The 24,990-nt window shown below is 69.4% G+C and carries 22 protein-coding genes; 11 read left to right on the top strand and 11 right to left on the bottom strand.

Annotated features, from left to right (window positions below):
• Positions 1–681: 681 nt before the first annotated feature.
• On the bottom strand, positions 682–1,608 hold the full coding sequence (locus ACXC9Q_RS39450) for an alpha/beta fold hydrolase (RefSeq protein WP_457061951.1): 927 nt from the start codon (positions 1,606–1,608) through the stop codon (positions 682–684).
• Positions 1,609–1,714: 106 nt separating this feature from the next.
• On the bottom strand, positions 1,715–2,251 hold the full coding sequence (locus ACXC9Q_RS39445; protein WP_457061950.1) for a DUF6817 domain-containing protein: 537 nt from the start codon (positions 2,249–2,251) through the stop codon (positions 1,715–1,717).
• A gap of 382 nt (positions 2,252–2,633) precedes the next feature.
• Here ACXC9Q_RS39445 and ACXC9Q_RS39440 point away from each other — a divergent pair, with 382 nt between their 5' ends.
• Complete coding sequence (locus ACXC9Q_RS39440; protein ID WP_457061949.1) at positions 2,634–2,918, top strand: hypothetical protein; 285 nt, start codon at positions 2,634–2,636, stop codon at positions 2,916–2,918.
• 924 nt (positions 2,919–3,842) lie between these two features.
• Here ACXC9Q_RS39440 and ACXC9Q_RS39435 read toward each other — a convergent pair.
• On the bottom strand, positions 3,843–4,271 hold the full coding sequence (locus ACXC9Q_RS39435) for a DUF6319 family protein (protein ID WP_457061947.1): 429 nt from the start codon (positions 4,269–4,271) through the stop codon (positions 3,843–3,845).
• A 132-nt stretch (positions 4,272–4,403) separates the two neighbouring features.
• Positions 4,404–5,015, bottom strand: a complete 612-nt coding sequence (locus tag ACXC9Q_RS39430) for a TetR/AcrR family transcriptional regulator (RefSeq protein ID WP_457061945.1) — start codon at positions 5,013–5,015, stop codon at positions 4,404–4,406.
• 73 nt (positions 5,016–5,088) lie between these two features.
• On the opposite strand from ACXC9Q_RS39430, the gene ACXC9Q_RS39425 reads away from it, so the two are divergent.
• Entirely contained in the window at positions 5,089–5,382 is a 294-nt protein-coding gene (locus ACXC9Q_RS39425; protein ID WP_457061943.1) for a nuclear transport factor 2 family protein, read from the top strand.
• A complete protein-coding gene (locus ACXC9Q_RS39420) occupies positions 5,382–6,803 on the top strand; it encodes an MFS transporter (RefSeq protein WP_457061941.1) in 1,422 nt (473 codons plus the stop codon). The genes ACXC9Q_RS39425 and ACXC9Q_RS39420 overlap by 1 nt, the downstream gene beginning before the upstream one ends.
• On the opposite strand, the gene gndA is transcribed toward ACXC9Q_RS39420, so the two are convergent.
• Positions 6,731–8,170, bottom strand: a complete 1,440-nt coding sequence (gene gndA, locus ACXC9Q_RS39415) for an NADP-dependent phosphogluconate dehydrogenase (protein ID WP_457061940.1) — start codon at positions 8,168–8,170, stop codon at positions 6,731–6,733. The genes ACXC9Q_RS39420 and gndA overlap by 73 nt on opposite strands.
• Positions 8,171–8,316: 146 nt before the next feature.
• Between gndA and ACXC9Q_RS39410 the strand changes: the two genes are divergently transcribed.
• The 3 genes from ACXC9Q_RS39410 to ACXC9Q_RS39400 all read left to right on the top strand — a co-directional run bounded on the left by ACXC9Q_RS39410 (position 8,317) and on the right by ACXC9Q_RS39400 (position 10,616).
• Entirely contained in the window at positions 8,317–8,865 is a 549-nt protein-coding gene (locus tag ACXC9Q_RS39410; RefSeq protein ID WP_457061938.1) for an isochorismatase family protein, read from the top strand.
• 108 nt (positions 8,866–8,973) lie between these two features.
• A complete protein-coding gene (locus tag ACXC9Q_RS39405; protein ID WP_457061936.1) occupies positions 8,974–9,390 on the top strand; it encodes a YciI family protein in 417 nt (138 codons plus the stop codon).
• The gene (locus ACXC9Q_RS39400; RefSeq protein ID WP_457061934.1) at positions 9,390–10,616 is read left to right on the top strand and encodes an RNA polymerase sigma factor; all 1,227 of its coding nucleotides are present in this window, start codon (positions 9,390–9,392) and stop codon (positions 10,614–10,616) included. Before ACXC9Q_RS39405 ends, ACXC9Q_RS39400 begins: the two co-directional genes overlap by 1 nt.
• 12 nt (positions 10,617–10,628) lie before the next feature.
• Here the strand turns inward: ACXC9Q_RS39400 and ACXC9Q_RS39395 are convergent, their stop codons facing one another.
• Positions 10,629–11,291: an NAD(P)H-binding protein gene (locus tag ACXC9Q_RS39395; protein ID WP_457061933.1), complete on the bottom strand. Its 663-nt coding sequence runs from the start codon at positions 11,289–11,291 to the stop codon at positions 10,629–10,631.
• 139 nt (positions 11,292–11,430) lie between these two features.
• On the opposite strand from ACXC9Q_RS39395, the gene ACXC9Q_RS39390 reads away from it, so the two are divergent.
• The gene (locus tag ACXC9Q_RS39390; protein WP_457061931.1) at positions 11,431–12,303 is read left to right on the top strand and encodes a class I SAM-dependent methyltransferase; all 873 of its coding nucleotides are present in this window, start codon (positions 11,431–11,433) and stop codon (positions 12,301–12,303) included.
• Here ACXC9Q_RS39390 and tyrS read toward each other — a convergent pair.
• Complete coding sequence (tyrS, locus tag ACXC9Q_RS39385) at positions 12,300–13,493, bottom strand: tyrosine--tRNA ligase (protein WP_457061929.1); 1,194 nt, start codon at positions 13,491–13,493, stop codon at positions 12,300–12,302. The two genes, ACXC9Q_RS39390 and tyrS, sit on opposite strands and share 4 nt — an antisense overlap.
• Before the next feature lie 165 nt (positions 13,494–13,658).
• Positions 13,659–14,669, bottom strand: coding sequence for a phosphotransferase (locus tag ACXC9Q_RS39380; RefSeq protein WP_457061927.1), 1,011 nt, complete (start codon positions 14,667–14,669; stop codon positions 13,659–13,661).
• 72 nt (positions 14,670–14,741) lie between these two features.
• On the opposite strand from ACXC9Q_RS39380, the gene idi reads away from it, so the two are divergent.
• On the top strand, positions 14,742–15,308 hold the full coding sequence (gene idi / locus ACXC9Q_RS39375) for an isopentenyl-diphosphate Delta-isomerase (RefSeq protein WP_457061925.1): 567 nt from the start codon (positions 14,742–14,744) through the stop codon (positions 15,306–15,308).
• Here idi and ACXC9Q_RS39370 read toward each other — a convergent pair.
• Positions 15,303–16,184 carry an NAD(P)/FAD-dependent oxidoreductase gene (locus tag ACXC9Q_RS39370; RefSeq protein ID WP_457061924.1) on the bottom strand — a complete coding sequence of 294 codons (882 nt, stop codon included), beginning with the start codon at positions 16,182–16,184 and terminating at the stop codon, positions 15,303–15,305. The genes idi and ACXC9Q_RS39370 overlap by 6 nt on opposite strands.
• A gap of 85 nt (positions 16,185–16,269) precedes the next feature.
• Between ACXC9Q_RS39370 and ACXC9Q_RS39365 the strand changes: the two genes are divergently transcribed.
• Positions 16,270–17,184 carry a GNAT family N-acetyltransferase gene (locus ACXC9Q_RS39365; protein WP_457061923.1) on the top strand — a complete coding sequence of 305 codons (915 nt, stop codon included), beginning with the start codon at positions 16,270–16,272 and terminating at the stop codon, positions 17,182–17,184.
• Here the strand turns inward: ACXC9Q_RS39365 and ACXC9Q_RS39360 are convergent.
• Positions 17,149–18,138, bottom strand: a complete 990-nt coding sequence (locus ACXC9Q_RS39360) for a 2-dehydropantoate 2-reductase (RefSeq protein ID WP_457061921.1) — start codon at positions 18,136–18,138, stop codon at positions 17,149–17,151. The two genes, ACXC9Q_RS39365 and ACXC9Q_RS39360, sit on opposite strands and share 36 nt — an antisense overlap.
• Positions 18,139–18,191: 53 nt before the next feature.
• Between ACXC9Q_RS39360 and ACXC9Q_RS39355 the strand changes: the two genes are divergently transcribed.
• Both ACXC9Q_RS39355 and ACXC9Q_RS39350 read left to right on the top strand, forming a co-directional pair.
• A complete protein-coding gene (locus ACXC9Q_RS39355; RefSeq protein WP_457061919.1) occupies positions 18,192–21,026 on the top strand; it encodes a BTAD domain-containing putative transcriptional regulator in 2,835 nt (944 codons plus the stop codon).
• A 74-nt stretch (positions 21,027–21,100) separates the two neighbouring features.
• Positions 21,101–23,620: an ATP-binding protein gene (locus ACXC9Q_RS39350; RefSeq protein ID WP_457061917.1), complete on the top strand. Its 2,520-nt coding sequence runs from the start codon at positions 21,101–21,103 to the stop codon at positions 23,618–23,620.
• Here ACXC9Q_RS39350 and ACXC9Q_RS39345 read toward each other — a convergent pair.
• The gene (locus ACXC9Q_RS39345; protein ID WP_457061916.1) at positions 23,605–24,939 is read right to left on the bottom strand and encodes an FAD-binding oxidoreductase; all 1,335 of its coding nucleotides are present in this window, start codon (positions 24,937–24,939) and stop codon (positions 23,605–23,607) included. The genes ACXC9Q_RS39350 and ACXC9Q_RS39345 overlap by 16 nt on opposite strands.
• Between the last annotated feature and the right edge of the window lie 51 nt (positions 24,940–24,990).

The following is a 24,990-nucleotide window of genomic DNA, read 5'->3' as shown; positions in this document are numbered from 1 at the left end:
TTTCCAGAAACCCATAAGCCGGCCCATCCACGCAGGTGCTTCCACTCGGCAGTGCACCTGGCTCGCGGGCATCCGTCCCGGGTCGGCATCGGCTTCCTGCCCTCCGACACACCAACTGCGGTAGGGAGGGCTCCCGGGTGGCCGCTGGTGGCCGGGCTGGCCGATCCGCTGCGGGATGCCGCGGGCTGGCCCTCCGTCGTACTCCGGCTGTAGGTGAGGGCTCTGTGGGCGGTACAGACCCGCCCGCCGCCCGCTCGTGTCCACCGCCTGCACGTGGAAGGGCTTGGCGAGGGTGGCGCGGCCCTGCGCCGTGCGCCGTGGGCGCCGTTCGCCGATTGTGGTGTGGTTGTGGCCGGGAGGCCGGCGGATGTCGATGCGCCCGTCCGGCCGGCATCGTGGTCTTCCGGAGGCGCTTCGCGGGCTATCCGCGGCGTGGTCTGGGGCTTAGCCGTGGGTCGTCGGTGGGTGGCTAGTGGCGCGCCAAGAAACGTCGAGGTCGTTACCGCGCTTGCCTTCCGCCCGGTCAATTTCAGGGGCGAACCTCGCAACTGCACCCTTCTACCCACCGCATCCCGGGGGTGAAGGGACCAGATCAGGGGTGAACCCCGCACCTGGCCGCCGGGTTCGGCTTCGGGATGGTGGTCGCTCCGGGTTACCTCCTCAACCTTGCTTGACGCGGCACTAGTGGAGGGCGTTGATGGCGGTGGCTACCTGGGTGGGGCTGGAGATGAGGGTTAGGTGGTTGGCGTTGGGGATGAGGGTGGAGGTGGGGGCGCCTATGCGAGTGGCGGTTTCGGTGGGGTTGCCGCCGTCGGTGTCGAGGGCGCCGAAGACTACTGATTTGGGGATCGGGAGATCGCGGAGGTGGGTCAGGCGGTCGGCGGAGACTGCGGGGATGCCGTGGGCTGTCATTTGCCAGATCGCTTTTTCGGCGCCGGGCTGGCGGAAGGGGCGGGTCCACTGGTCGACATCCGGTGCAGGGCAGTCGGGGGCGCAGGCGCTGTTGTAGATCTTGCGGATCAGCGAGTCGGAGCCCAGGACCAGGCGAAGCAGAGTCGTGCGGTACGGCGGAACGATCACGCGCCGCAGCCCAGGACCGCCGCCGGGGAGGGGCAGACCGTCGCCGTCGAGGAACATGATTCCGCCGACGCGAGTCGGTGCCTCCAGCGTGGCCTCAGCGACGACGCCGGCGCCGAGCGAGTGGCCAACGAGGATCGGCCGCGGCTGCCCGGGGCCGCCGAGGTGCATCGCGTCCAGGAAGCCCAGGAGCTGACTGGCGAGATGCTCGATGGTGTACGGCGCTTTGCGCTGGCTGTAGCCGTATCCGGTGATGTCGTACGCGTAGACGGGGTGGTTGGTCGCCAGCAGCGGTACGAGCCGGGACCAGGTGTCGACTGACTCGGCCGCGCCGTGGACGAGCACCACCGGCGTTCCCGTCATACCCCAAGTGTCGTAGCGGGTGTTGACGTCACCTGCCTCGACGAACTTGAGTCCGGATGGGGGTGCGACGGTTCCGCCGGTGAAGGCGTTGTAGCCGAGCGATGCTGCCGTGACGATCAGCCAGAAGCCGAGGATGGCCAGCAACACCCGGCGCAGGAACCGTTTCACGGGCCAAGTCTGACCGCCGCCTCAAGCGTGGCGTGTGTGGGTACGGCGATGGCCCGAGGCGGACTGCTCAGCGATCTCGTCGGGGAGCACTCGGGCTGTTGACGGGCTACAGAGGCAGGAGGCGCTGGGATTCGGCGAGGACGGCGGGGGAGGCCAGGGACTGCCAGCGGGGGATTTGCTCTTGGAGGAACGGGCGGAGCTTCGGGGCCAGGGCCGGCGCGTGGTCGAGGACGTCGAGTTCGTTGACGATGGTGAGATCGACGAAGTCGCGGAGGTCGGCGGTGCTGAGCTCCTCCGACGTACCCGTGAAGCGGTCGGTGACGGTGTGGTGTTCGGCGAGGTCGCGCCAGGTGGTCTCGCGCTCGCAGGAGCCGTAGCGGTAGACGATCAGCTCCGCCTCAGGGCCGATGACGGACTCCAGGACCGGGCGCTCGGTCTGCCAGTCGAACAGGTGTGTGGGGAAACCATCGGTTCCGTACGCTGCGTGGGCGAGGCCGGCCAGGACGAGGGTGTCGGATGCGCCCAAGGTGGTGAGGCGCTTGGCGACCCGATGGAGATGCACGTAGACGCTTCCGCCCGCGTGGTCGAGTTCGTCGGCGCCGCGCACCATCAGCAGCGAACCCAAGTCCTCGAAAGTGCTCATCTGACCCCTTCTCGACGCGGAGCGGTCAGGGCCCTGCGGACCGGCCCAGGCACCTACCGTAAGCCAATCCACCACCCCCGCCCACACCTGCGGCGTGCCGTTTCCGTCACACCTAGTTCACTTCCCGTTCCCTCCACAGTGTGCTCGCAGGCGGTGGTAAGCCGTCCCCGCAACCGCTCCCACCCGAAGACTCCGGCCTCACCGACGCGATTCCGCCCGAGGCCCGCGAGTTGCTCGACCAGCGCATGGAGGTTAGCCGAGACACTTCGGAGCCGGAGCGCACGCAGGTGCTCGACACCACCTCCGACGCGGGCCTCGGGTTGGTCGCGGCCCCCCGCCAGCGCTCGGCGGTTCCTCGAGACCCCCTGGCCAGCGACTGCAGATGCCGGGGCTGCAGCTCGCGAGAGCGTGCCGGGCCGAGGCGGTGAGGTTGTTCGCGACCGTGCTGGCCGAGGCGGTTGGGTTGCTGCAGGCCGTGCTGGCCGAGGCGGTTGGGTTCCTGGAGGCCGTACTGAGCCGAGGCAGTGGGTTGCTGCAGGCCGTGCCGGGCCAGGAGCTGCAGGCCCTCGAGACCGTCTCAGACGCGGGGCTGCGGGCTGGGCGCGGCGGTTGTTCGAGACGGCCGGCCCGGGAGGTGGTAGGCGCCGGGAGCTGCGGGTGCTCGTGACCGTGCCGGGTCCAGGCGGTTGGGGTTGTTCGGGATCGTGCCGGGCCGAGGCGGTGGGGTTGCTGGAGACCGTGTAGGGCCAGGAGCTGCAGGTGCTCGAGACCGTCTCGGACGCGGGCAGTGGGTTGGTTGAGGCGCTCGGGCAGGGCGCTGCGGCTGTTCGAGACTGTCGGACCGGAGGGATGGGGAGCCCGGGGCTGCGGGTGATCGTGACCGTGCCCGGACGAGGCCGTTGGGTTGCTGGAGACCGTGCTGGACCGGGGGGCTGCTCGGGCGTGCTGGGCCGGGGCAGTGGGAATGGTTCAGACGCTCCCGGGCGCGGGAGATGCAGGTGGTTGAGAAGTTGCTGGCGGTGGGGTGCGGGTTGGCAGGGTGGGGTGCGGGGGTGGGGTCAGGAGTTTGCCGGAGAGAGGCCCGGAGTGGGCCCTGAAAGCGGTGGCCGGGTGTTCCGGTGGGGTGGGTGGGGGCGGGACGATTTGGGCATGAGCAACACTGCAGCTCGTTGGACGTTGGTGGCGGTCCTCGCAACTACGACGCTTCTTGCTGCCACGGTTACCGGTCGGCTGGCTGCCGGTTCTGAGACGTCACCGGATGGCAGTACGGTCAGCCGGGTGTCGGGGCGCTGAGTGTTGCCTTGGGCAACGATGGGCTGGGCCGGTGGTCGTCCAGGGAAGGTGGACGGCCACCGGCCAAGCCGCTGGGAATCCCGCGCGTCCGAGCGGATCGGACCCGGGCGAGCGGGTTGATCCAGACGAGCGGGTCGCTGGTCGGGCCCCGTGCGGTGTTTGGGGTGCGCGGGGTGGTTGGGGTCGCCTGATCGGCTCAGGGCGCGAGTGGTCGGGATGCGCCGGTGGGGCGGGGCAGGCGGGGCCGGTGGGTGGGGTGCGCACCGCGGTTGGGGTGCGCGAGGGGCTGGCCGGCGGGCTAGTCGAGGTCGGCTAGGGCTTTGCGGGCGGCTTCTAGTTCGGCCTCTAGGGCGGCGACCTTGGCGGCTTGCTGGGCGCGGGCTTCTTCGATGACCTCGTCGATAGGAGTGGAGAGGTCTTCGTGGAGTTCCTTGGCGGCGCGGGAGACGGCGGCGGCTGCGACGGCGAGGTTGCGGGCGAGGAAGGTGGTGCCCTGCTTGAGCTCGGCGTGCCATTCGCCGTCGGCGGTGCCGGTGACGGTGAGGGTCAGCTCCAGAGTCTTGGTCTTCTTGCCGGCCGCCTTCTTGGCGGGAGCCTTCTTGGGCTTCTCCTCGACGGGAGCGGCAGAGGAAGCGTCGGGCGCTGTGCTCTCCGGGGAAGGGACCAAGGCTTCGGGAGTGTCGGCGTCGGTGGACGGCGCTTCTGCTGCCAGAGTGTCTACAGTCATCGTTGCGGCGATCTCCTTCTGAACATCGCCCGCTGTGAGCGGGCCGGCGCTGAGAGTTTATTAGAACACACGTTCGACTCTCGAGCAAACCCAGCCGCGCAAACCCTGTCACGCAAACCCAGTCGCACACGCTCAGGCGCGCACGCCGACCAGCTTCACCAGGAAGCGGTCGATCTGATCCCGCAACGGCGGAAGGTCGGCCTCCGGCTCGTTGATGCGGATCGAGACCGCGCCGTGCACAGCGGCGCGGAGGTCGAACGCGACCGTGGCGGCGTCGCCGGCCGGCGCGAGGCCGGCGTCCATGCAGCGCTGGACGGCCGCGGTCGCGCGGGTGGCGAGCTCCGCCTTGAAGGCCAGGTGCATCCGCCGGTTCAGCGTGCTCTCGTGCAGCACCTTGTAGAGGCCGGCGTACTCGCTCGTCCAGGTGCTGAGGAACAGCAACCGCGCTCGTAGCTGCTCCACCGGATCGTCGCCGCCGCTCGCCTCGGCCTGGTCGAGGTCGCGGATCAGGTCGGCGGTGCACTGCTCGAGCGCGGCGAAGACGAGCTCGTCCCGGTCGGCGAAGTGGATGTACACCGAGGTCGCCGCGATCCCCACCTCGCGGGCAACGGCGCGCAGTGAGAGCGCCTCGTCGTCGCCGAGCTCGTTCAGCATCCGCACGGCGGCGTCGATGATGTCGCGCCGCAGCAGGTCCCCTTGTCCCCGGCGATTCCGGCTCCGGGCTGCAGGTGTGGTCGCGTCCATGAATCCCATTGTATTGCAACACACGTTGCCCTACAGTCGTAGCACTACACCTGTTCACTTAAGGAACGGATGCATGGACCACACCCTCGAACGCAACCAGCAGACCGTCCTCGATTTCTACGAGATCGGCCTCAACCAGAAGGACTTCGACAAGGCGGCCGATCTCATCGGCAGCCGATATGTGCAGCACAACCCCCGGATCGCCGACTGCGAGTACGTCGTCGCCCACATGTACGGCGTCCACGTGCCAGGCCAGCCGGGTACGGCGATCGTCGACCGGCTCGACGCGGACGGGAAGATCGTCGAGCACTGGGACGTGATGCAGCCCGTCCCGGACACCGCCGCCAACCAGAACGGGATGTTCTAGTGACCACCACAGAGGTGCCGGTTGACGTACGGCGGTGGTGGGCACTAGCCGCCGTCGCGACCGCTCAGCTGATGATCGGCATCGACCTGACGATTATGAACATCGCCCTGCCGTCCGTGCAGCGGTCGCTCCAGATGTCCGACCCCACGCGTCAGTGGGTGATCACGCTCTTCGCCCTCGCGTACGGCGGTCTGCTGCTGGTCGGCGGGCGGATGACCGACCTCATCGGCCGCAGACGCGCACTCCTCATCGGACTGACCGGCTTCGCCGCTGCGTCGGCGCTGGGTGGTGCGGCGACCGGTCCGGCGATGCTGCTCACCGGTCGTGCCCTGCAAGGTGCGGCAGGCGCATTGCTGACCCCCGCGGTGCTGGCGACGCTCGCGGCGTCCTTCCCGCTGCCGGCCGAGCGCGGTAAGGCATTCGGCATCTACGGCACCGCGATGGGGAGTGCCTCGGGTCTTGGTGTGCTGGTGGGTGGAGTACTCACCGCCTACCTCGACTGGCGCTGGTGCATGTTCGTCAACCTGCCGGTCGCCGTACTGGCCGGCGCCGGAGCCGTCTACGCCGTACGCCCCGTGCCGCGGGTGCCAGGTGTGCGGATCGATGTCGTGGGCGCCGTTCTGGCGACGGTCGGCCTCATGGCTCTCACCTACGGGTTCGCGAGAGCAGAGCCGGATGGTTGGGGTGCGCTCACAACGCTGGGGTCAGTCATAGCTGGAGTCGTCTTGCTCGTTGCATTCATTAGCACCCAGACGCGGGTGAGAACGCCGCTCCTGCCGCTGAGAGTCGTCTTGGATCGCCGACGCGGCGGGTCGTATCTGGCGGTCTTCAGCCTGGCCATCGGCATGTTCGCCGCCCTGTTCTTCCTGACCTTCTATCTGCAGAACATCCGGTACTACTCACCGGTGCGAGCCGGCGTGAGCTTCCTGCCGCTGACCGTCGGTCTCATGGCAGGAGTGCGCGCGGTGAGCCCACTACTGGCCAAAGCGCCAGTGCGCTCGCTCATCTGCCCAGGACTGCTGACGATCGCAGCAGGACTAGCGCTGCTGGGCCTTCTGCGAGCAGACAGCAACTACTGGTTCCACGTCCTGCCGGTGTTCTTGCTGGTCGGTCTGGGGACCGGATGGGTGCTGGTCACAGCGAACAGCACCGCCACCCTCGGCGCCGGCCCCGATAGTGCGGTGGCCGGCGCCATGGTAATGACGTCACAGCAGGTTGGTGCATCACTCGGTACGGCGCTGCTCAGCACAGTCGCCGGGACCGTAGCCGCGCACTCCGGGGCCGTCCACGGATTCAACGTGGCCAGCCTCGGTGCGGCTGGATTCCTGTGCGTCGCAGCGCTCGCGGTCTACTGGGTGCTTTCGGAGCGGTCGCCGGACCACTCCAGGTGGAAGGTGCCTTCGCGATCGGTACGCCGGTAGGTGTGCGCACCGAACAGGTCGCGCAGACCCTGGATCAGCGCTGCCGGCAACCGCTCCGCCCGCAGTCCGTCGTAGTACGACAGAGAGGCTGAGAAGCCTGGTGCCGGTACGCCGACCGCCGCCGCGGTCGCGACCACCCGGCGCCAGGCCTCCTGCCCGTTGGCGACTGCTTCCTTGAAGTAGTCGTCGACGAGCAGCGAGGGCAGATCCGGGTTCCGGTCGTACGCCTCCTTGATGCGGTCCAGGAAGCGGGCCCGGATGATGCAGCCGCCGCGCCAGATGGTGGCCATCGCACCCAGGTCGATGTTCCAGTCGTACTGCTCACTGGCGGCCCGGATCGCGTCGAAGCCCTGGGCATACGCGACCAGCTTCGACGAGTACAGCGCGTGCCGTACGTCGTCGACGAACGCGTCCCGGTCCACATCCACCTTCGGCGTGGCCGGCCCCGGCAGTACGCCGGCCGCAGCGGATCGCCGTACGACGTCACCCGACAGGGACCGGGCGAAGACGGCCTCGGCCATGCCGCTGACCGGGATGCCGAGGTCGAGTGCGGACTGGACGGTCCACCGCCCGGTGCCCTTCTGCTCGGCCTGGTCCAGTACGACGTCCACGAACGGGCCGCCGGTCGTCGGGTCGACCTGGCTGAGCACCTCGGCGGTGATCTCGATCAGGAACGACTCCAGGTCGCCACTGTTCCACTCCAGGAACACGTCCGCCAGCTCGGTCGGGGACAGCCCCAGCACGTGCCGGAGCAGGTCGTAGGCCTCCGCGATCAACTGCATGTCGGCGTACTCGATGCCGTTGTGCAGCATCTTCACGAAGTGGCCGGCGCCGTCCGGACCGACGTGCACGCAGCAGGGCTCGCCGTTCACGTGCGCGGAGATCTTGGTCAGCATCGGCTCGAGCGCCGCGTACGACTCGGGTGATCCGCCCGGCATGATGCTCGGGCCGTTCAGCGCGCCCTCCTCGCCGCCGGACACACCGCTGCCGACGAAGTGCAGGCCCTTCTCGCGCAGTGCGGTCTCCCGGCGCCGGGTGTCGAGGAAGTGCGCGTTGCCGGCGTCGACGACGATGTCGCCCTCGTCGAGCAGGGGGACCAGCTCGTCGATGACCGCGTCGGTCGGCTCGCCTGCCTTGACCATGATGATGATCTTCCGCGGCTGCTCGAGCGACTCGACCAGCGCCGGCAGGTCGGTGGCGGGGACGAACTCGCCCTCATGGCCGAACTCCTCGATCAGGGCGTCCGTCCGGCTCTGCGACCGGTTGTGGACGGCGACACGGAACCCGTTCCGGGCCAGGTTCCGGGCCAGGTTGCGGCCCATCACCGCGAGGCCGGTGACGGCGATCTGGGCGTTGGCAGAACTCATCGAATCTCCCGCAGTCTCAAGTTGTGTGCCGGGACCCAGTCTGGCCCTCCGCGCAACGGTCCGGATCAGCGGGCTCGGCCTGCGGACAGGAAGTCGGCCCGAGGGCGAGCATCAGAGCGCCTGCGTGACCGCCTAGGCTCGACGGTGTGACCACGCTCAGTTTGGATCCTCGTCGTACGGCGCTCGTCCTGATCGACCTGATGCCGCGGATCGTGGCGCTGGAGACGGCGCCGCTGAGTGGGCCGGAGGTGCTGGAGCGGTGCGTCGCGCTGGCGAAGGCGACGCGATCGGTCGGTGGGCTGGTGGTGAACGTCCGGGTCGAGCGACCGGGCGTCGGCCGCCAGCCCGACGGGAGCGGGTTCGCACCAGAGCTCGCCCCGCAGCCGGGCGACGTGGAGATCGTCAAGGGGACGGTCGGCGCGTTCGGGCGGACCGGTCTCGACGAGGAGCTCAGGCGACGGGACATCGGGACCGTGGCGCTGGCCGGGATCGCGACGAACTTCGGTGTGGAGTCCACCGGGCGCGGCGCGGACGACCTCGGCTACGAGACCGTGTACATCACCGACGCGATGACCGGTCTGGATCAGGACGCCCACGACTTCGCGTTGTCCTACGTCTTCCCGCGCTTCGGCAGCCTCTGCAGCGGGACGGAGTACATCGCCGCGCTAAGCGCCACGGGCGACGCTACTCGCTGACAACATCTGCGACGATAAAATCTCCGGGGCCGTGTCGATCCGCGGGCCGCTCGTTCGACCTGGGGATGCGAGGGCCGAGAGGCGGCTCCGTGGGATGAGGAGAACGCGATGGCGCAGTACATGCTGATCATGCGGGGCACCGATGAGTCGAACGCGGCCATGATGGCCAACATCGACGAGATGATGACCGCGACCCGCGTGTTCATCGAGGACATGGCCAAGGCCGGCGTGTACGTCGGGGCCGAAGGGCTGGACGATCCCAGCAAGGGCGTCGTGGTGCACTTCGGCGGCGAGGCCCCGGTGGTTACGGACGGGCCGTACGGGGAGACCAAGGAACTGTTCGGGGGCTTCTTCCTGCTCGATGTCGCCTCGAAGCAGGAGGCGGTCGAGTGGGCCAAGCGGGTTCCGGCGGCCCCCGGGTCCAAGATCGAGATCCGGCGGGTGCCCGGGGAGGACGAGGTTCCGGAGCAGAGCGGGGAGTTCGTCAAGGAAGGCGCCTCGCGCGAGAGCAGCGGCCAGAGCTGATGGACACGGCCGACGTCGAGGCCGTCTGGCGGATCGAGTCGGCGCGGATCGTTGCCGCGCTGACCCGGTTCACCGGCGATTTCGGACTGGCCGAGGACGCGGCCCAGGAGGCGGTGGCCGAGGCACTGGTGTCGTGGCCACTCGCTGCTCCGGCCAGTCCGTCCGGCTGGCTGATGGCCACGGCCCGGCGGCGGGCGATCGACGCGATCCGCCGCCGGGCCGCGCTCAAGGACCGGTACGCCCTGCTGGCGGCCGACTTGGCGGTCGACTCGGCGGTTGAGGAAGAAATCGATCCCGACAGGATCGATGACGACGTCCTGGCGCTGATGTTCGTCAGCTGCCACCCAGTGCTCTCCCGCGAGGCCCGGGTGGCGCTGACCCTGCGGGTGGTCGCCGGCCTGTCCAGCGAGGAGATCGCCCGCGCGTTCCTCGTCCCCGTGCCGACCGTGCAGGCCCGCATCACCCGGGCGAAGAAGACGATCGCGGCGGCCGGGGTGCCGTTCGAGCTGCCACCGGCCGCCGAGCGCCGGGAGCGGCTGGGCGGTGTGCTCAGCGTCATCTACGTGATCTTCACCGAGGGGTCGACGGCCACGTCGGGCGAGGGGCTGCTGCGTCCCGACGTCGCGTACGAGGCGATCCGGCTGGCCCGCACACTGGCCGCGCTGCAGCCGGACGAGCCGGAGGTGCACGGCCTGCTCGCGTTGTGCGAGCTGACGGCCGCGCGCTTCCCGGCCCGGACCGGCCCGGACGGCTCGCCGGTCCTGCTCGAGGACCAGGACCGGCGGCGGTGGAACATCTCGGCGATCCGCCGCGGGCTGGCCGCGCTGGCCAAGGCATCGACTCGCGGCCTCGGCCCCTACGGCCTGCAGGCCGCGATCGCCGCGACCCACGCGTCGGCGCCCTCGGTCGAGGCAACCGACTGGGACCGGATCGTGGTGCTCTACGAGGCACTCGGCCGGGTCGCGCCTTCGCCGGTGGTCGAGCTCAACCGTGCCGTCGCCGTGGCCATGGCCTCAGGCCCGGCGCAAGCGCTGGCCATCGTGGACGAACTGATCGCATCGGACCGGCTCCCCGGTTCGCATCTGGTCCCGACCGTACGCGGTGAGCTGCTGACCCGGCTCGGACGGCGACCGGAAGCGCGCGCCGAGCTGGAGCTGGCGGCCCGGCTGTGCGCCAACCAGCGCGAACGCTCAGTCCTGCTGCGCAAGGCAGCCACGCTGAGCTGACAGCCTCGAGGTCTAGACGAACAGGCCCGCGTTCTCCCGGACCCACTCCTGCAGCGTCCGCGGCGCGTGCCCGGAGACCCTCGCGACGGTGTCGTTGACCGACGTCTCGTCGATGGTGCCGTCGCCGAAGAAGCCTTCGATCGCGCTCGCGTACGGCGGCGGCATCGACGCGAACAGCGCGTCGTGCGTCTCCGAAGGGCTCATCGGGTACGCCGTCAGCCGACGGCCGATGCCTTGGCCGAGGATCTCCACCTGCTCGACCGGCGTGAGCCCGACAGGCCCGGTGAGTCGCAGGACCGAACCGTCCTCCGCACCCTGCAACGCGCGGACCGCGACGTCCGCGATGTCGCGTGGATGGATCGTGGCGACCGGCACCTCGGGGAATTGAACCCGGATGACGTCACCCGCGTGCAGTTGGTCGAGCCACCGCAGCGTGTTGGACATGAAGGAGTTCGGCCGCAGGAATGTCCACTCCAGCCCAGACGCCTTCACGGCCTCCTCGGCCGCGTGGTGATAGGCGGCGACCGCGTTCGACAGATCGGCGCCGTCGAGGGAACTGCTCGACAACAGCACGACCTTCCGGACACCGGCTCGCACCGCGTTGGCCAGCAGTTCTTCGACCCGGTCGTAACCACTGAGCAGGAAGATTCCCGTGACGCCGTCGAGCCGCCCCACCGGCGTTGCGGGTCGCTCCGGTAACCAGGATCGTCATCTCGCCCCTCCTCGGATCAGCGCGGAAAGCGTCCCATATTCCAGGTGCGCTGAACCGGATCCGTCGCTGATCCGTAGAGCAGGCAACGGAAGGGGAATCAGGATGACCAGCACCGGCATCGCGTGGGTCGCCCCCGCGAACGAGGACCAGTTGAGGGCGTGGGACACCGCGGAAGGAGTCTTCTGGGCGGACCAGGCGGACCTGTTCGAGCACAGCCTGCAACGCTACGACGACTGGCTGCTGCGGGCGGCCGGGATCCGCGACGGTGATCATGTGCTCGATGTGGGCTGCGGCACCGGGAGTACGACCCGCGCCGCGGCCTGGCTGGCCGGATCGGGTACGGCGCTCGGCGTCGACCTCTCGTCTCCGATGCTCATGACCGCCGCCCGCCGGGCCCGGGACACGGGTGTAGGGAACGCGACGTACCTGCAGGCCGATGCCCAGGTGCACACCTTCGAGCCGACGTCGTACGACGTGCTGCTGAGCCGCACCGGGTGCACGTTCTTCGCGGATCCGCACGCGGCCTTCACCAACCTGGCGCGGGCGATGCGGCCGGGCGGGCAGGTCGCCCTCCTGGTGTGGCAGGCGCCCAGTCAGAACCCGTGGTTCACCGAGCTCACCACCGCCCTCGCGGCCGGCCGGGTCGCCCCGACGCCGTCCCCTGGCGCACCGAGCCCGTTCGCCTTCGCCGACCCGGCGCGAGTGGCTGACATCTTGACGGCAGCAGGCTTCGACGTCCCGGAATGCGAGCCCGTGAAGGAGTCCATGTACTGGGGTCCGGACGTCCGTACCGCTGAAGCCTTCGTTCTCGGCGTCCTCGGCTGGATGCTCTCCGATGCGGACGCCGACACCCGCACCCGGGCCATCACCAACCTGCGGAGGACCCTCGTCAAGCACTTCACGCCAGGAGGTGTCAGCTTCCCGTCGGCCGCCTGGTTGGTCACCAGCCGCAAGCCCGCATCTCCATCCGCTTAGTGACGTCTGATTCGGTGCCAGGTGCGGGCACCTGACTTGAGCACTACGTCAGCAGTCAGATCGACGGTTCCCAGCGGGTCGTCCGCGCGGATGCCGTTGACGGTGACGGCGCCCTGGCGGATGAGGCGGCGGAGCACGGACTTGCTGTCAGTAGGCCGGGCTGCGAGCAGCAGGTCCAAGGTGGTCGCGATGGTGTCGGTGACGACGATCTCCGGGATGTCCTCCGGTTGGGTGCGGTCGGAGAACGTTCGCTGGAACGCGTCCAGCTCGGCCTTCGCCGTACCCGCGCCGTGGTAGCGCGTCACCACCGCGGCGGCCAGCCGAAGCTTGGCGTCGCGGGCCTGCGGACCGCCGTGCGCGGCGGCGGCCTCGAGCGCGGCCACCGTCTCCAGCGGCAGCTCGGTGTAGACGCGGGCGTACGGCTCGACCAGCGAGTCCGGGATGCTCATCAGCTTGCCGAACTTGTCCCGTGGGCTGTCGGTCAGGCCGATGTAGTTGTTCAGCGACTTCGACTGTTTGGCGCGACCGTCGATGCCGGGCGTGATCGTCGTCGTGATCACCACCTGCGGCGGGGCGCCGAGTCGCTGCTGGAAATGCCGCCCGAGCTGTTCGTTGAACAACTGGTCCGAGCCCACGATGGTGAGATCGCTGCGCATCGCGAAGCTGTCGTATCCCTGCAACACCGGGTAGATCAGCTCGTGGACGGCGATCTCCCGCCCGGCGGCGACCCGGTCCCGGAACATGTCCCGGCTCATCAGCTGTGCGTGCGTGACCTGGGCGAACAGACTCAACAGCTCCGCCACCCGCATCGCGTCGTACCACTCGGAGTTCCGGCGTACCTCGAACACTGCGGGATCCGTTCGCAGCACGAGCGACACCTGCTCGAGGAACGACAGCGCGTTCGCCTCGATCTCCTCCGGCGTCAGCACCGGCCGGGTCTCCGAGCGGCCGGTCGGGTCGCCGACCCGCGTGGTCAGGTCGCCGAGCAGGAACACGACCTGATGGCCGAGGTCCTGCAGTTGCCGCATCATCCACAGGTTGACCGCGTGGCCGAGATGGAGATCGGGCGCGGTGCAGTCGACGCCGTACTTGATCCGCAGCGGCCGCCCGGACGCCAGCCGTTCGCTCAGGTCGGCCTCGCCGACGATGGAGTCGGTGGTACGACGTAACCGGTCCAGCACTGTGCTCATGGGAGTTCCTCTCGAGACGAGGCACCCTCGAACCGACAGCGCCTCCGGCAACAAAAAAGAGACAGGAACTGGTTCCTGTCTCGGAGGCTCTGGGTGGAGCGAGTTGTGGGGACTACCGAATGCCGGCCCCTCCCAGAGCCGGTCGATAGGTCACGCATCGCTTGATCACGGCGTCAGGCTAGCAGCCGTGAGCAGGAGCAGGAATCGGGTTAATTCCACGCGCTGCCGGAAGAGCTCCGTCAGCTCTGGTGTCATCGGCTCGGCCAGGCGCCCGATCGGCAATGACAGGAAGGCGCTGCGCAGGAGCAGCGAGCCGTCCAGGCCGGCGCGTACGTCGTTCGGCGTGATGGATCCGAATCCTTCGGCGACGAGTCCCTCGTGGTAACGGTCGATGACGAGCTCCCGCAGTACGGCGAACTCGTCGATGCCGAGCGCACCCTGATGGGCCCGCCCGATCAGGAGCTGACCGAGATCGTCGCCTGCGGCAACCATTCCGCCGGGGGACCAGTCGATCGCGACGAAGCCGTCCTTCTGTAGCAGCAGGTTTTGGGGGCACGCGTCGCCATGGCTCAGCACCTGCGGTCGCGCGGCGAGGTCGTCCAGGAGGTGGGGGATGCGCGCCGCCAGGTCGGTCAGTCCACGGCGTACGTCGTCGGCCTCGGCGAGCAGGGGACGCGTCCAGGCTGCCTTGTCCAGCAGCGGTGGGAGTACGAGCGGGCGGACCAGCCCATCGACCATCGCCCGCGTCAGGCGTCCCGGCGTACGGTCGACCGGTGCCGGGAGGGCGTCGTTCCTGGTCAGCCGGGCGTTGAGCCGGCCGAGGAGTTCCGCTGCGTGACCGTAGCGCTCGGGATCCCAGGGCGCGTCGGTCGTCTTGACGTCTTCGAGGATCAGTACGACGTGATCCGGGTCCGGCTCGTGGACGTCGTACAGGGCGGGCAGCCGCAGGCCGGAGGGCAGTGAGTCGGCCAAGCCGTCGAGGTAGACGTCGGCCTCGTAGCGCCAGAGGGCGGTGCCGAGCGCGAGGGCGCGGAAGTCGTCGGAGAGCAGGGGGAGCATCGGCCAGTCACAGTACGAGCGGAGCACCTTCACGAAGCGTCCGCCACCGCGGTAGAGACCCGCGGTGGTCGGCGAGCTCACGTCGTACGGCACCCGCTCGAGGCTGCTGAAATCCATGCCACCGTTCTACGGGCGGTAGCGCCCTGCTCACATCGGTAGGAATTGCCTATTCCGACTACTCTCCTGGGTGTGACGCAGGAGCGGGTTGTGCTGCTGGACGAGGGTGGCCGGGCGATCGGGACCGAGGCGAAGGCGACGGTTCATCACGCGGCGACGCCGTTGCATCTGGCGTTCTCCAGTTACGTGGTCGACGCGGACGGGCGGGTGTTGCTGACCCAACGGGCGATGGACAAGCCGACCTGGCCGGGGGTGTGGACCAACAGTTGCTGTGGGCACCCACTTCCGGGCGAGCCGGTCCCGGACGCGGTACGACGGCGGCTCGCGGACGAGCTCGGGATCGTCACGGACGCGATCGAGCTGGTGCTGCCCGAGTTCCGCTACCGCGCCGAGATGCCGACCGGCGTGGTCGAGAACGAACTGTGCCCCGTCTACCGCGTCTGGTGGACCGGCGACCCCACCCCCGATCCCGCGGAGGTCGCGTCCTACCGCTGGGCCGACTGGCCGACCGTGCGCGCCGTCCCCGACCTTTCTCCGTGGTGCCTCCTCCAACTGGACGAACTGGACCGCCTAGGTCCAACGCCCACCACCTGGCCCCTCGCAGACGCCACTCTCCTCCCACCCGCTGCCCGCCTATAGCTCCTGTTCCAGCAGGTCGGCGTGCAGGGCTACGGCTGTTGTGCTTGCCTGGCCGGCGGCTCCGATCGCGAAGAGGGCTGGCGCGGCTGTCGTGCCGACCGCGTACACACCGGGGACAGCGGTGCGGCCGCTGCCGTCGACCGAGACCGCGCCGTCCACGATCTCGCAGCCGAGCTGCTCGGCGAGGTCGCTCTGCTGGTGCTGGCGGACGACTACGAACAGGGCGCGGGGGAGTAGTGCCTCGCCAGTGGTCAGCAGCACGCGGACCTGGTCGTCTCCGGGGTGCACGGCCTCGACTCGCTCGGTGCGGACTTGCACACCGGCCTTGCCGAGCTTGGTCAGCTGCTCGTCGGTCAGCTCGTCGCCGTCGGTGCACAAGGCCACGTCGCTGCTCCATCGGCTGAGCAGAAGCGCACGGGCGACGGATCGGTCCGGCAGACCCCGCATCCCGAGCTGTACAAGGGGTTGGTCGCGTACCTCCCACCCGTGACAGTGCGGACACGCCACCACCAACCGCCCCCAGGAGTCCGCGACACCAGGCACATCCGGCAACTCGTCTCGCAACCCGGTCGCAAGCACAACCGCCCGTACCCGGTCCGAGCCGACCGCAAATCCGTCACCATCCACAGACACCTCGTCGACCCGGGTGCCCCGGACCTCGACGTCGTACTGCTCGAGTTGGTGGTGGCCGGTTGCGAGGAGGTGGGCGGGGGACGGGTTCTCGGCGCCGAGGTAGTTGTGGACGTGGTCGGCGGTGCGGTTGCGGGGGTTGCCGTCGTCGAAAAGCAGGACTCGTCGCCGCGCCCGGCCCAGCGTCAGGGCGGCCTGGAGGCCGGCCACGCTGCCACCGATGACTGCTACGTCGTAGGTCTTCATGTGATCATCATACGAGAAGAATCAGCTCAGATATTGAGACACAAAATGCGATGCGGACCGGCCTCGGCTGAGGCACTCTGGAGGGATGGGTGGGATGGAGATCCGGGCGGTCGAGACCGACGCGGACTACGAGGCGTGGCGTCAGGTGCGGATCGCGGTGCTGCCGCACGAGCGGTGTCCGAGTGTCGCCGAGTTGCGGGAGTTGGAGACTCCGCACCGGCTGCTGCTCCTGGCTGAGCGGGACGGCACAGTCGTCGCCAACGGATTGTCGGATCGGTCCAACGAGGCCGGTCGTGGGTTCGTGGCGCCGCGAGTGCGTCCGGAAGCGCGGCGACAGGGCGTCGGCACGCAGATGCTGAGCGCGCTGGCCGACCACGCCACAGCCCAGGGCTACACGGTCGTAGGCGCCGGCGTGGAGGACGAAGGATCGCTGGCGTTCGGGCAGCGGTTCGGATTCGAGGAGACCGGTCGGCAGGTCGAGCAGGTCCGCCCGATCGGCGACGAATCCTGGCCGGACCCGCCAACGGCGTACGAGATCGTGGCCGTCGCCGAGCGGCCGGAGCTGTGGGCCACGGCGTACGAGCACGTGGCGCTGCCGACGTTGCCGGACATGGATACGCCGACGCCGGTCGAGGTCTCGGCGGAGGAGTGGGCGACCGAGTGGATCAACGACCCGGCAGCGATGTTCCTCGCGATCGCCGGCGATGACGTGATCGGTGTTGCCGGTCTGCTGCTCGACACCGATCGGCCGGAGCGGGCCGAGGTTGCCTACACCGCCGTACGGCGGGAGTGGCGCGGGAAGGCGGTTGCCTCAACCCTCAAGCGGACCAGCATGGCGTGGGCGGCCGAGCATGGCATCACCGAGGTGTACACCTGGACCCAGCAGGGCAACGAGAACATGCGCCGGCTCAACGAGCACCTAGGCTTCACCTACGGCGCCGTGAGCATCAACCTGCGGGCGCCGCTACCGCTGAAGCTCGCGGAGGAGGTCGGGGCCTGACCACGGACGCCGGTCGGTCTCGGCCGCGCGGATCAGCTCGACGAGCTTGCTGTTCACGGGCGCCGGCCGGCCGAGGGAGTCGGCGAGGCGGACGACTTCGCCGTTGAGGTAGTCGATCTCGGTCGGGCGGCCGGCCTCGAGGTCCTCCCACATCGACGTGCGGGCGAGCGGGTCGATCGCCAGCATCTTCGCGGCGACGCGGCGGAACAGGAAGTCGGGCAGGCGGAGAATCGCGGGGAAGCGGTGCATCGGGACCGGCAGGAGCTTGGCCGGTTCGATGCCTTCGGCGTCCAGCAATCCCAGCGTCTCGGCCTGGGCTGCAGCCAGGCAGCGGCGGTAGGCACGCTGCGACAGCTCGTCTCGCAGCGGCAGGTTCGACAGCGCGTTGATCGGGTTGTTCAGGTTCAGCAAGAGTTTCGCCCACTGCACCGGCAGGATGTCGTCGTGCTGCTGGAGCGGCAGCCCAGCTCGCGCGAACGCATCCAGGTACGGCGCCAGTCCCGGATGACGCTGGATGTCGAGAGCACCCTCCGTGCCCTGGTGAAACACGCCGCCCCCACGATTCAGCACGTTGAACGGGACCATCCCCGTTACCACGACCTGATCCGTCAATCGCTCCCGCAGCACCTCCCCGTTGCGTACGCCGTTCTGGAAGCTGACCACCAGCGCACCCGGCTTGAGTACGCCGGCCAACTGGCCGGCCGCCTCCTCGGTCGCACCGGATTTCACCGTCACAAGCACGAGATCTGCCTCCGCAGCCGCGGCCGGTGATGTCTCGTACCTGACGGTGTCGACCCGCAGATCCGCACCGAGGTAATCGGTCAGCCGCAGCCCGTGCTCGGCCAGTACGTCGGCCATCCGCTGCCGCCCGACGAACGTCACCGGAGCCCCGGTCGCCGCGAGTCGCCCGCCGACATAGCACCCGATCCCACCCGCGCCGTACACGACGATCACGGCAACCTCCTATTCTTAGGCACGCCTCGCCGTCGGAACGCTAGTCTGAAGGCGTGGCGGAGGGGAATCTCCCCGTGCGGTTGTCCAGTTTTGTCGGCCGGGAGAGTGAGCTGGCCGAGCTGGTGGAGCTGGTCGGGACGCATCGGCTGGTGACACTGACCGGGCCGGGGGGTGGGGGCAAGACGAGGCTGGCGATCACGCTGGCCGATCGGATGCGGCCCCGGTACGCCGGGGTGCGCTGGCTCGGGCTGGCCACGACCGGCGCCGCCGACGGCGGCAGCGCCGTGCTCGCCGCGCTGGCCGACGTCCTTGAGTTGCCGGAGGCAACGGTTGACGCGGTGACCGGGCGGCTGTCCAGCGGCCCGTCGCTGCTGGTGGTGGACAACTGCGAGCACCTGCTCGATCCGGTGGCGCCGCTGATCGGTGAGCTGCTGCGGACCTGCCCGAAGCTCTCCGTACTCGCGACCAGCCAGGAGGCACTGGGGATCGCCGGCGAGGTCGTGTTCGCCGTACCGCCGCTCGCCGAGGCCGCGACCAGGTTGTTCGTGGACCGTGCGCAGGCGGCGTCGTACGCGTTCGAGCGGACCGAGGCGAACGCCCAGGACATCGCCGAGATCTGCGCCCGGCTGGACGGCGTACCGCTGGCGATCGAGCTCGCCGCCGCGTGGATCCCGACGTTGTCTCCGGCTCAGATCGCAGCCCGGCTGGACGACAGCCTGGCGGTGCTGACGCGCGGCGATCGGGAGGCGATGCCGAGGCATCGCACTTTGCGCGACGCCCTGGACTGGAGCTGGGGTCTGCTGGACCCGCCGGAGCAGCAGTTGCTGGCCCAGCTATCCGTCTTTCCCGAGGGCTTCAGCGTCGACGCTGTGGAGTCGGTCGCCGTACTGCGGGATCACGACGTGCTGCAGTCCCTGTCGAAGCTGGTGAATCGATCGCTGGTGATGGTGGAGCAGGGCGACGAGGTGCAGTACCGGTTGCTCCAGATCGTCCGGCAGTACGCGGCGTACCGGCTGGGTGCGGACAGCGGTCCTGCGCAGCGGTTGGCCGCGTATGTGATGGACCTGGTCGAGCGTGCGGCCGATCGGCTGGAGGGCGAGGAACAACAGGACTGGCTGGAGCTCCTGCTCACTGAGCGTCCGAACATCAGGGCCGTGCTGACCTGGCAGGTCGAACGCAACGAGGCCGAGCTGGCCACCCGGATCGTGGTTGGGATGTGGTGGGCGTCGTACCTGCTCGGGTGGTACCGGGACGCGCGGGAGTGGCTGGAGCGCGTGCTCGCGATGCCCGGACCGGTCCCGGCTGAGCTGCGGGCGGATGCAGAGATCGCGCTCGGCACGATGGCTCACCTGCAAGGGGATGCGGAGTCAGCCACTACTCATCTGCAGGCTGGATTCACGGCGCAGAAAGCCGCTGGAGATCCGACGGCCGAGGCGCGTGAGCTGCACTGGCTCGGCGGAGCGGCGATGCGGCGTGGCGAGTACGGCGAGTCGCGCCGGCTCGGTGAGCGGTGTATCGAGCTGTGGCGGGAGTTGGGAGCCGAGTCGAATCTGTCCCGTGCGATCGACTACCTGGGCATGCGTGAGCTGCTCGCCGGCGAGCTGGACTACGCGGAAGAACTGCTGCGCGAGGCACGTGCCCGCTACGAACAGGACGGTGCGGGTGAAGGTGTCGGCTGGACGACCGCGCTGTTGGGTGCGGTGCAGCACTACCGGGGCGACTCCGCGGCCGCGGCCATCCTGTTGACCGAGGCCCGCCAGATGGCCGAGCGCACGCGCCAGACCGTCACGCTGGCGTGGGCTCTGCACCTACTGGGCCTGGAGGCGCTCCGGTCCGGTCACCTGAGCGAGTCGGAAGACCTCCTCACTCAGAGCCTCCGGCTCCACAACAACTCCGGCAACCGCTGGCGAGTAGCCAGCCTCCTGGAGTCCCTGGCGGTCACAGCTGTAGCTGAAGAGCACTTCAGTCGAGCGGTCCGGTTGCTGAGCCACGCGGCCGCGATCCGCACCAAGCTGGGTACGCCGGTGCCCGCAGTGGAGGCGGCAGACGTGCAAGGCGGTCTGGACGCAGCCCGCGCCGCACTGTCGCCAGAAGCCTTCCGTACGGCGTGGACCGAAGGCGAGGTGTTCAGCCTCGAGAAACTAGCTGGAGTTGAGTCGACCGCTCGGCCCGCCCTCCCACTCACGATTGCCGAGACTCGGGTCGAGGTGCTTCAGGTGCGGGCGCTGGGCGCGTCGGAGGTGCGGCGGAACGACACGGTGCTGGATCCGGCGGCATGGGGGTACGCGAAGCCGCGGGAGTTGTTCTTCTACCTGCTGGGCGCCGGGCCGGTGACCAAGGATCAGATCGGCGCCGAGTTGTGGCCGGACGCGTCCGCGGGGACGTTGCGCAACAGCTTCCACACCTGCCTGCACCAGGTACGCCGTACGCTCGGCCGCTCGGACTGGATCACGTACCGCGGCGGCCGCTACGAGTTCAACCGGACCCTCGAGCATTCGTACGACGTCGCCGACCTGGAGGGCGCTGCCACCGCCGGGGACCTGGCCCGGGTGATCGCCCTGTATCGCGGTGACTACCTGATCGACGTCGCCGGCGCGGCCTGGATCGACGACCGTCGAGAGACCCTCAGGCAAACGTTCGAGCGAGCGCTACTCACCCTCGCGGACGCCCGGGCGACGGAGGGGCGCGTGGAGGAGAGCATCGATCTCTACCAGAAAGCCGTGAACCACGACCCGCTGCTCGAATCCGCCCATCGCGCGCTCATCTCCCTGCACCTGATCCAGGGCGATCGCGCGGCCGCCGTCCGCCAGTACAACCAGCTGACCGAACTCCTCGCGACCGAGCTCCAAACCACTCCGAGCCCGCAAACCACAGCACTCCTGAGCTGATCCCCTAGCACTTCCCACAGCGCCTGACCGCACAGTGTGCTGGGGGGATTTGTAGCTATCTCGGGGGTTGTCTGATGGGTTTGCTCGAGCGGGAATGGGCAGTTCGTGCTGTCGTGACGGCAGTGGACGCGGACCGAGGGTCTGTCGTCCTGCTGACCGGTGAAGCGGGGATCGGGAAGACGAGTGTGGTCCGTGAAGTGACCGGCCGGCTCGGGCCGGCCACGCGGGTGCTGCGGGGTGCGTGCGACGACATGCTCGCGCCGCCACCACTCCAACCGGTGCGCGACGCCGTACGCGGGACCGATGGGCCGCTGGCGCGGGCGCTGGCCGGCGGCCGGGATCTGTACGAGCCGGTGATCCAGGAGTTCACCGGCTCGACGCCGGCAGTGCTGGTGATGGAAGACGTGCACTGGGCCGACGACGCCACGCTCGACCTGCTCAGGTACCTGGCACGACGCGTGGACCGACTCCGGCTCGTCCTGGTTCTCACCTACCGTGACGACGAGATCGACGCCCGGCATCCGCTTCGGGTCCTGCTCGGCGCACTGACCGACGTCACCGTGCATCGAGTCGCCCTGAAGCCGCTCTCCGAAGACGCGACGCGATCGATGGCCTCCGAGGCCGGCCGTGATGCCGACGAGCTGTACCGCCTCACCAACGGGAACCCGTTCTATCTGACCGAGGCACTCGCGGGCCCGGCGGACGCCGTACCGGCGACGGTCGTGGACGCGACGCTGGCCCGGTTGCGCACGCTGGACCAGGAGAGCATCGGGGCCGTCGAGCTGCTCTCGGTGATTCGGCGACCGCTCGGGCTCAGGTACGCCGACTACCTCGTGGACGGCCGGGTCGACGCGCTGACCCGGGCCGAGCGCCGAGGCATCCTGGAGGCCCGGGGAGGTGCCGTCGCGTTCCGGCACGAACTCGCGCGCCGGGCGATCGAGCAGGCACTCCCGGTGATCCGGCGGCGCGCACTGAACGCACGCATCGTGGAGGCGATCCTGGCCTCCGACTTCGAGGGGCTGCTCTACCCGCTGGTGCACCACGCGGTCGGCGCCGGCGACGTCGGCACGATCGTCACGTACGCGCCGCGGGCCGCCCGCGACGCGACCGCCGCCGGCTCCCACCGCCAGGCCCTCGCCCACTACGAAGCGGTCGTCCCGTACGTCGACCGGCTGCCGACCGCCGAGCAGGCCGAGGTGCTCGCCGGGTACGCCTGGGAGCTGCACATCGCGCACCGCTTCCCGGAGGCGGTGGCTCGCTGTGCCGAGGCCGTCGATCTCTTCGAGCACCTGGGCGATGTCGTGCCGTTGACCGAGACGCTGTTGCAGCAGTCGCGGCACTGCTACCTGGCCGGCGAGACCGACGCGGCGCTGGCCGCCGTGGACCGGGCCTTTGAGGTTGCCCAGGGCAACGATCAGGTCTGGCCGACGGCCGTCGCGTACCGCGGGATGATGCTGGTGCTCACCGGATCGCCGCGTGACGCCGTACCGCAGCTGTCCCAGGCCCAGGCGCTCGCGATCGAGGCCGGGCGGACGGATCTGGCTGCGTTGTGTCTGAACTACCTCGGCCTTGCGGCGTGCGATCTCGACCGGCCGGGCGGTTTGGACAACCTGCGGACCAGCATCGACGCGGCACGGACGACCGGTGACTACGAGGCGGTCGCCCGTGGCTACACCAACCTGGTCGAGATGCTGTACCGCGCCCGCCGGTGGGACGAGCTGGACGAGACCATCGCCGCCGGGCTCGAGTTCACCCGCGAGCGCGGCTTCGGGTCGCACACCTACAACCTGGAGACGCACCGGGCGCTGCTGATGATGCGCCGCGGCGACCTGGCCGGCGCCGAAGAGCACCTGCGCTGGTTGATCGACACCGTCGACGAGCCAGGCATGCTGTCGGTGCTCAGCGCGTCGAGTCTCGGCCGGGTCCTCGCCCGGCGCGGCGATGCCGAGGCACGGACCCTGCTCACGGACGCGTGGCAGCGCGCGCGGGCGCAGCGATCCGTCCTCGGTCTCGCGTACGCCGCGACGGCGTACGCCGAATGGGCCTGGCTGAACGCCCGTCCGGAGATCGCGGACCGGATCCGTGACGATCTCGGCGGGCACACCCTGGACGAGCCGGCGTTCCGCGAGCTGGCCAGGTACCTGGCGCTCGCCGACGCCGGTGGAGCCGGTGGGTGCGTCGAGGATCGTGACCTGGAGTCCTGGGAGGACACGCCGTACGAGCGTGCCCTGGTGCTGGCGCTGTCGGCCGGCCGCGAGGCGACCCTCGAAGGCCTGCAGATCCTGCTCGAGCTCGGTGCGGGGCCGGCGGCGAGCCTGCTGCGCCGCCGGCTGAAGGAACTGGGGGTACGGCGGATCCCGCGCGGCGCGCAGACCCGGTCGCGGAAGAACCCGGCCGGCCTGACCGGACGGCAACTGGATGTTCTGATGCTGCTGATGGATGGCTTGACCAACGCGGAGATCGCCGAGAAGTTGGTGGTCTCGGTGCGTACCGTCGACCACCACGTCTCGGCGATCCTGTCCCGGCTGAACGCCCGGACCCGCCGTCAGGCGGCTGCCATTGCTCGCGAGCTGGACCTTCAGCTGACCGGGTGATTGCCGCGGATCGTGCCGGCCGGGTCCACCGCCTGCTTGATCGCGACCAGCCGGTCGTGGATACCGGCCGGGTAGAGCGCCGCGTTGGGTTCGCCGACGGAGAAGTTCGGCAGCGCCCGGCCGGTGATCCACGGTGCCATCGTCGTTTGGACCCGCTCGATCGCGGCGCCGACCACCGGCCCCAGCGCCGGGTCGGGGACGAACCCACCGAACAGCAGCAGATATGGCTCGTCGATCACGCCGGCCGCACCCTGGGACTCGTCCGGACGGGCGAGCGCACCGCCCAGGTGCCGCACCTCGAAGGCGAACAACGGCGACTGCGGCGCCGCAACCTTCAGCAGCGCATCGATCGCCGCGTCCTCGAAGCCCGACAGCAGGACGGTCTTCAGCAGCGCCGGCATCGGGTCCTCCGGCTCCTGCGCGATCGAGCCCAGCTCACCCAACGGGATCGGCGCGACCGTGTCCGAGACCGGCTCGGCGACGACCCGCAAAGGCGCGAGCAGCTTGGCCGCGTCGTCCGCCGACCCGAGGAACGTGCAGTCCACGACCGCGAACGACTGCCCGCGCACCTGCTCCGGCACGAACGGTACGTCGGGGAAGTGCAGCACCCAGGCCCACAGCGACAGCTCGTCCGGCGCGTACGCCGTGATCTCGGCGAAGGCCCGCAGGACGGGACGGGCGTGCTCGATCGGCCACATCATCCGGCCGCCCTGGATCTCGGCGGCCGGCATGAGCTCGAGCTCCATCGAGATGACGATCGCGAAGTCGCCACCGCCGCCGCGCAGCGCCCAGAACAGGTCCGGATCCGACTCCCGGGTGACGTGCATCAGTTCGCCGCTCGCCGTGACGACACGGAAGGAGCGCACATGGTTGGCCGCCAGGCCGTACTTCCGGCCGAACCAGCTCAGCCCACCGCCGAGGGTGTAGCCCACCACAGTCGTGCCCCCGCTGCTCCCGGGCAGACTCGTCGTACCTGTGTCGGTCAGGGCGTGGTTGAGGTCGTGCCAGCGCACGCCGGCGCCGACGTGCACGACGCCGGCGGCCAGGTCGATCTCGATCCCGGTGAGTGCACCGGTGCGGAGCAAGATCGTGCCGTTGACCGCCGGCGTCGCGCCATGCCCGAGGGGCTGGGCCGACACCGTCAGGCCGTGATCGCGCGCGTACCGGACCGCGGCGACGATGTCGTCCGCGTCAGCCGCCTGCACCACGGCAACGGGTTGCTGGTCCGCCAGCAGGTGCCACGCACCCCGTGCGGAGTCCCAGCCCGGGTCGCCTGGCAGGACGACCGGGCCCTTGATCAGTTCATGTAATCCATTCATGCCTCCGTTTGTACGGCGACCCACACTTGCCACTCATCGGCAAGAACTACC

Source organism: Kribbella sp. CWNU-51 (genome assembly GCF_054073265.1).
This window is presented reverse-complemented; position numbering and strand designations above follow the sequence as displayed.

Bases quoted from the DNA above. Each gene is read 5' to 3' on its own strand.
- ACXC9Q_RS39445 (WP_457061950.1), bottom strand. From the start codon at position 2,251: ATGAGCACTTTCGAGGACTTGGGTTCGCTGCTGATGGTGCGCGGCGCC.
- ACXC9Q_RS39440 (WP_457061949.1), top strand. From the start codon at position 2,634: ATGCCGGGGCTGCAGCTCGCGAGAGCGTGCCGGGCCGAGGCGGTGAGG.
- ACXC9Q_RS39435 (WP_457061947.1), bottom strand. From the start codon at position 4,271: ATGACTGTAGACACTCTGGCAGCAGAAGCGCCGTCCACCGACGCCGAC.
- ACXC9Q_RS39430 (WP_457061945.1), bottom strand. From the start codon at position 5,015: ATGGACGCGACCACACCTGCAGCCCGGAGCCGGAATCGCCGGGGACAA.
- ACXC9Q_RS39425 (WP_457061943.1), top strand. From the start codon at position 5,089: ATGGACCACACCCTCGAACGCAACCAGCAGACCGTCCTCGATTTCTAC.
- gndA (WP_457061940.1), bottom strand. From the start codon at position 8,170: ATGAGTTCTGCCAACGCCCAGATCGCCGTCACCGGCCTCGCGGTGATG.
- ACXC9Q_RS39405 (WP_457061936.1), top strand. From the start codon at position 8,974: ATGGCGCAGTACATGCTGATCATGCGGGGCACCGATGAGTCGAACGCG.
- ACXC9Q_RS39400 (WP_457061934.1), top strand. From the start codon at position 9,390: ATGGACACGGCCGACGTCGAGGCCGTCTGGCGGATCGAGTCGGCGCGG.
- ACXC9Q_RS39390 (WP_457061931.1), top strand. From the start codon at position 11,431: ATGACCAGCACCGGCATCGCGTGGGTCGCCCCCGCGAACGAGGACCAG.
- tyrS (WP_457061929.1), bottom strand. From the start codon at position 13,493: ATGAGCACAGTGCTGGACCGGTTACGTCGTACCACCGACTCCATCGTC.
- ACXC9Q_RS39380 (WP_457061927.1), bottom strand. From the start codon at position 14,669: ATGGATTTCAGCAGCCTCGAGCGGGTGCCGTACGACGTGAGCTCGCCG.
- ACXC9Q_RS39370 (WP_457061924.1), bottom strand. From the start codon at position 16,184: ATGAAGACCTACGACGTAGCAGTCATCGGTGGCAGCGTGGCCGGCCTC.
- ACXC9Q_RS39365 (WP_457061923.1), top strand. From the start codon at position 16,270: ATGGGTGGGATGGAGATCCGGGCGGTCGAGACCGACGCGGACTACGAG.
- ACXC9Q_RS39350 (WP_457061917.1), top strand. From the start codon at position 21,101: ATGGGTTTGCTCGAGCGGGAATGGGCAGTTCGTGCTGTCGTGACGGCA.
- ACXC9Q_RS39345 (WP_457061916.1), bottom strand. From the start codon at position 24,939: ATGAATGGATTACATGAACTGATCAAGGGCCCGGTCGTCCTGCCAGGC.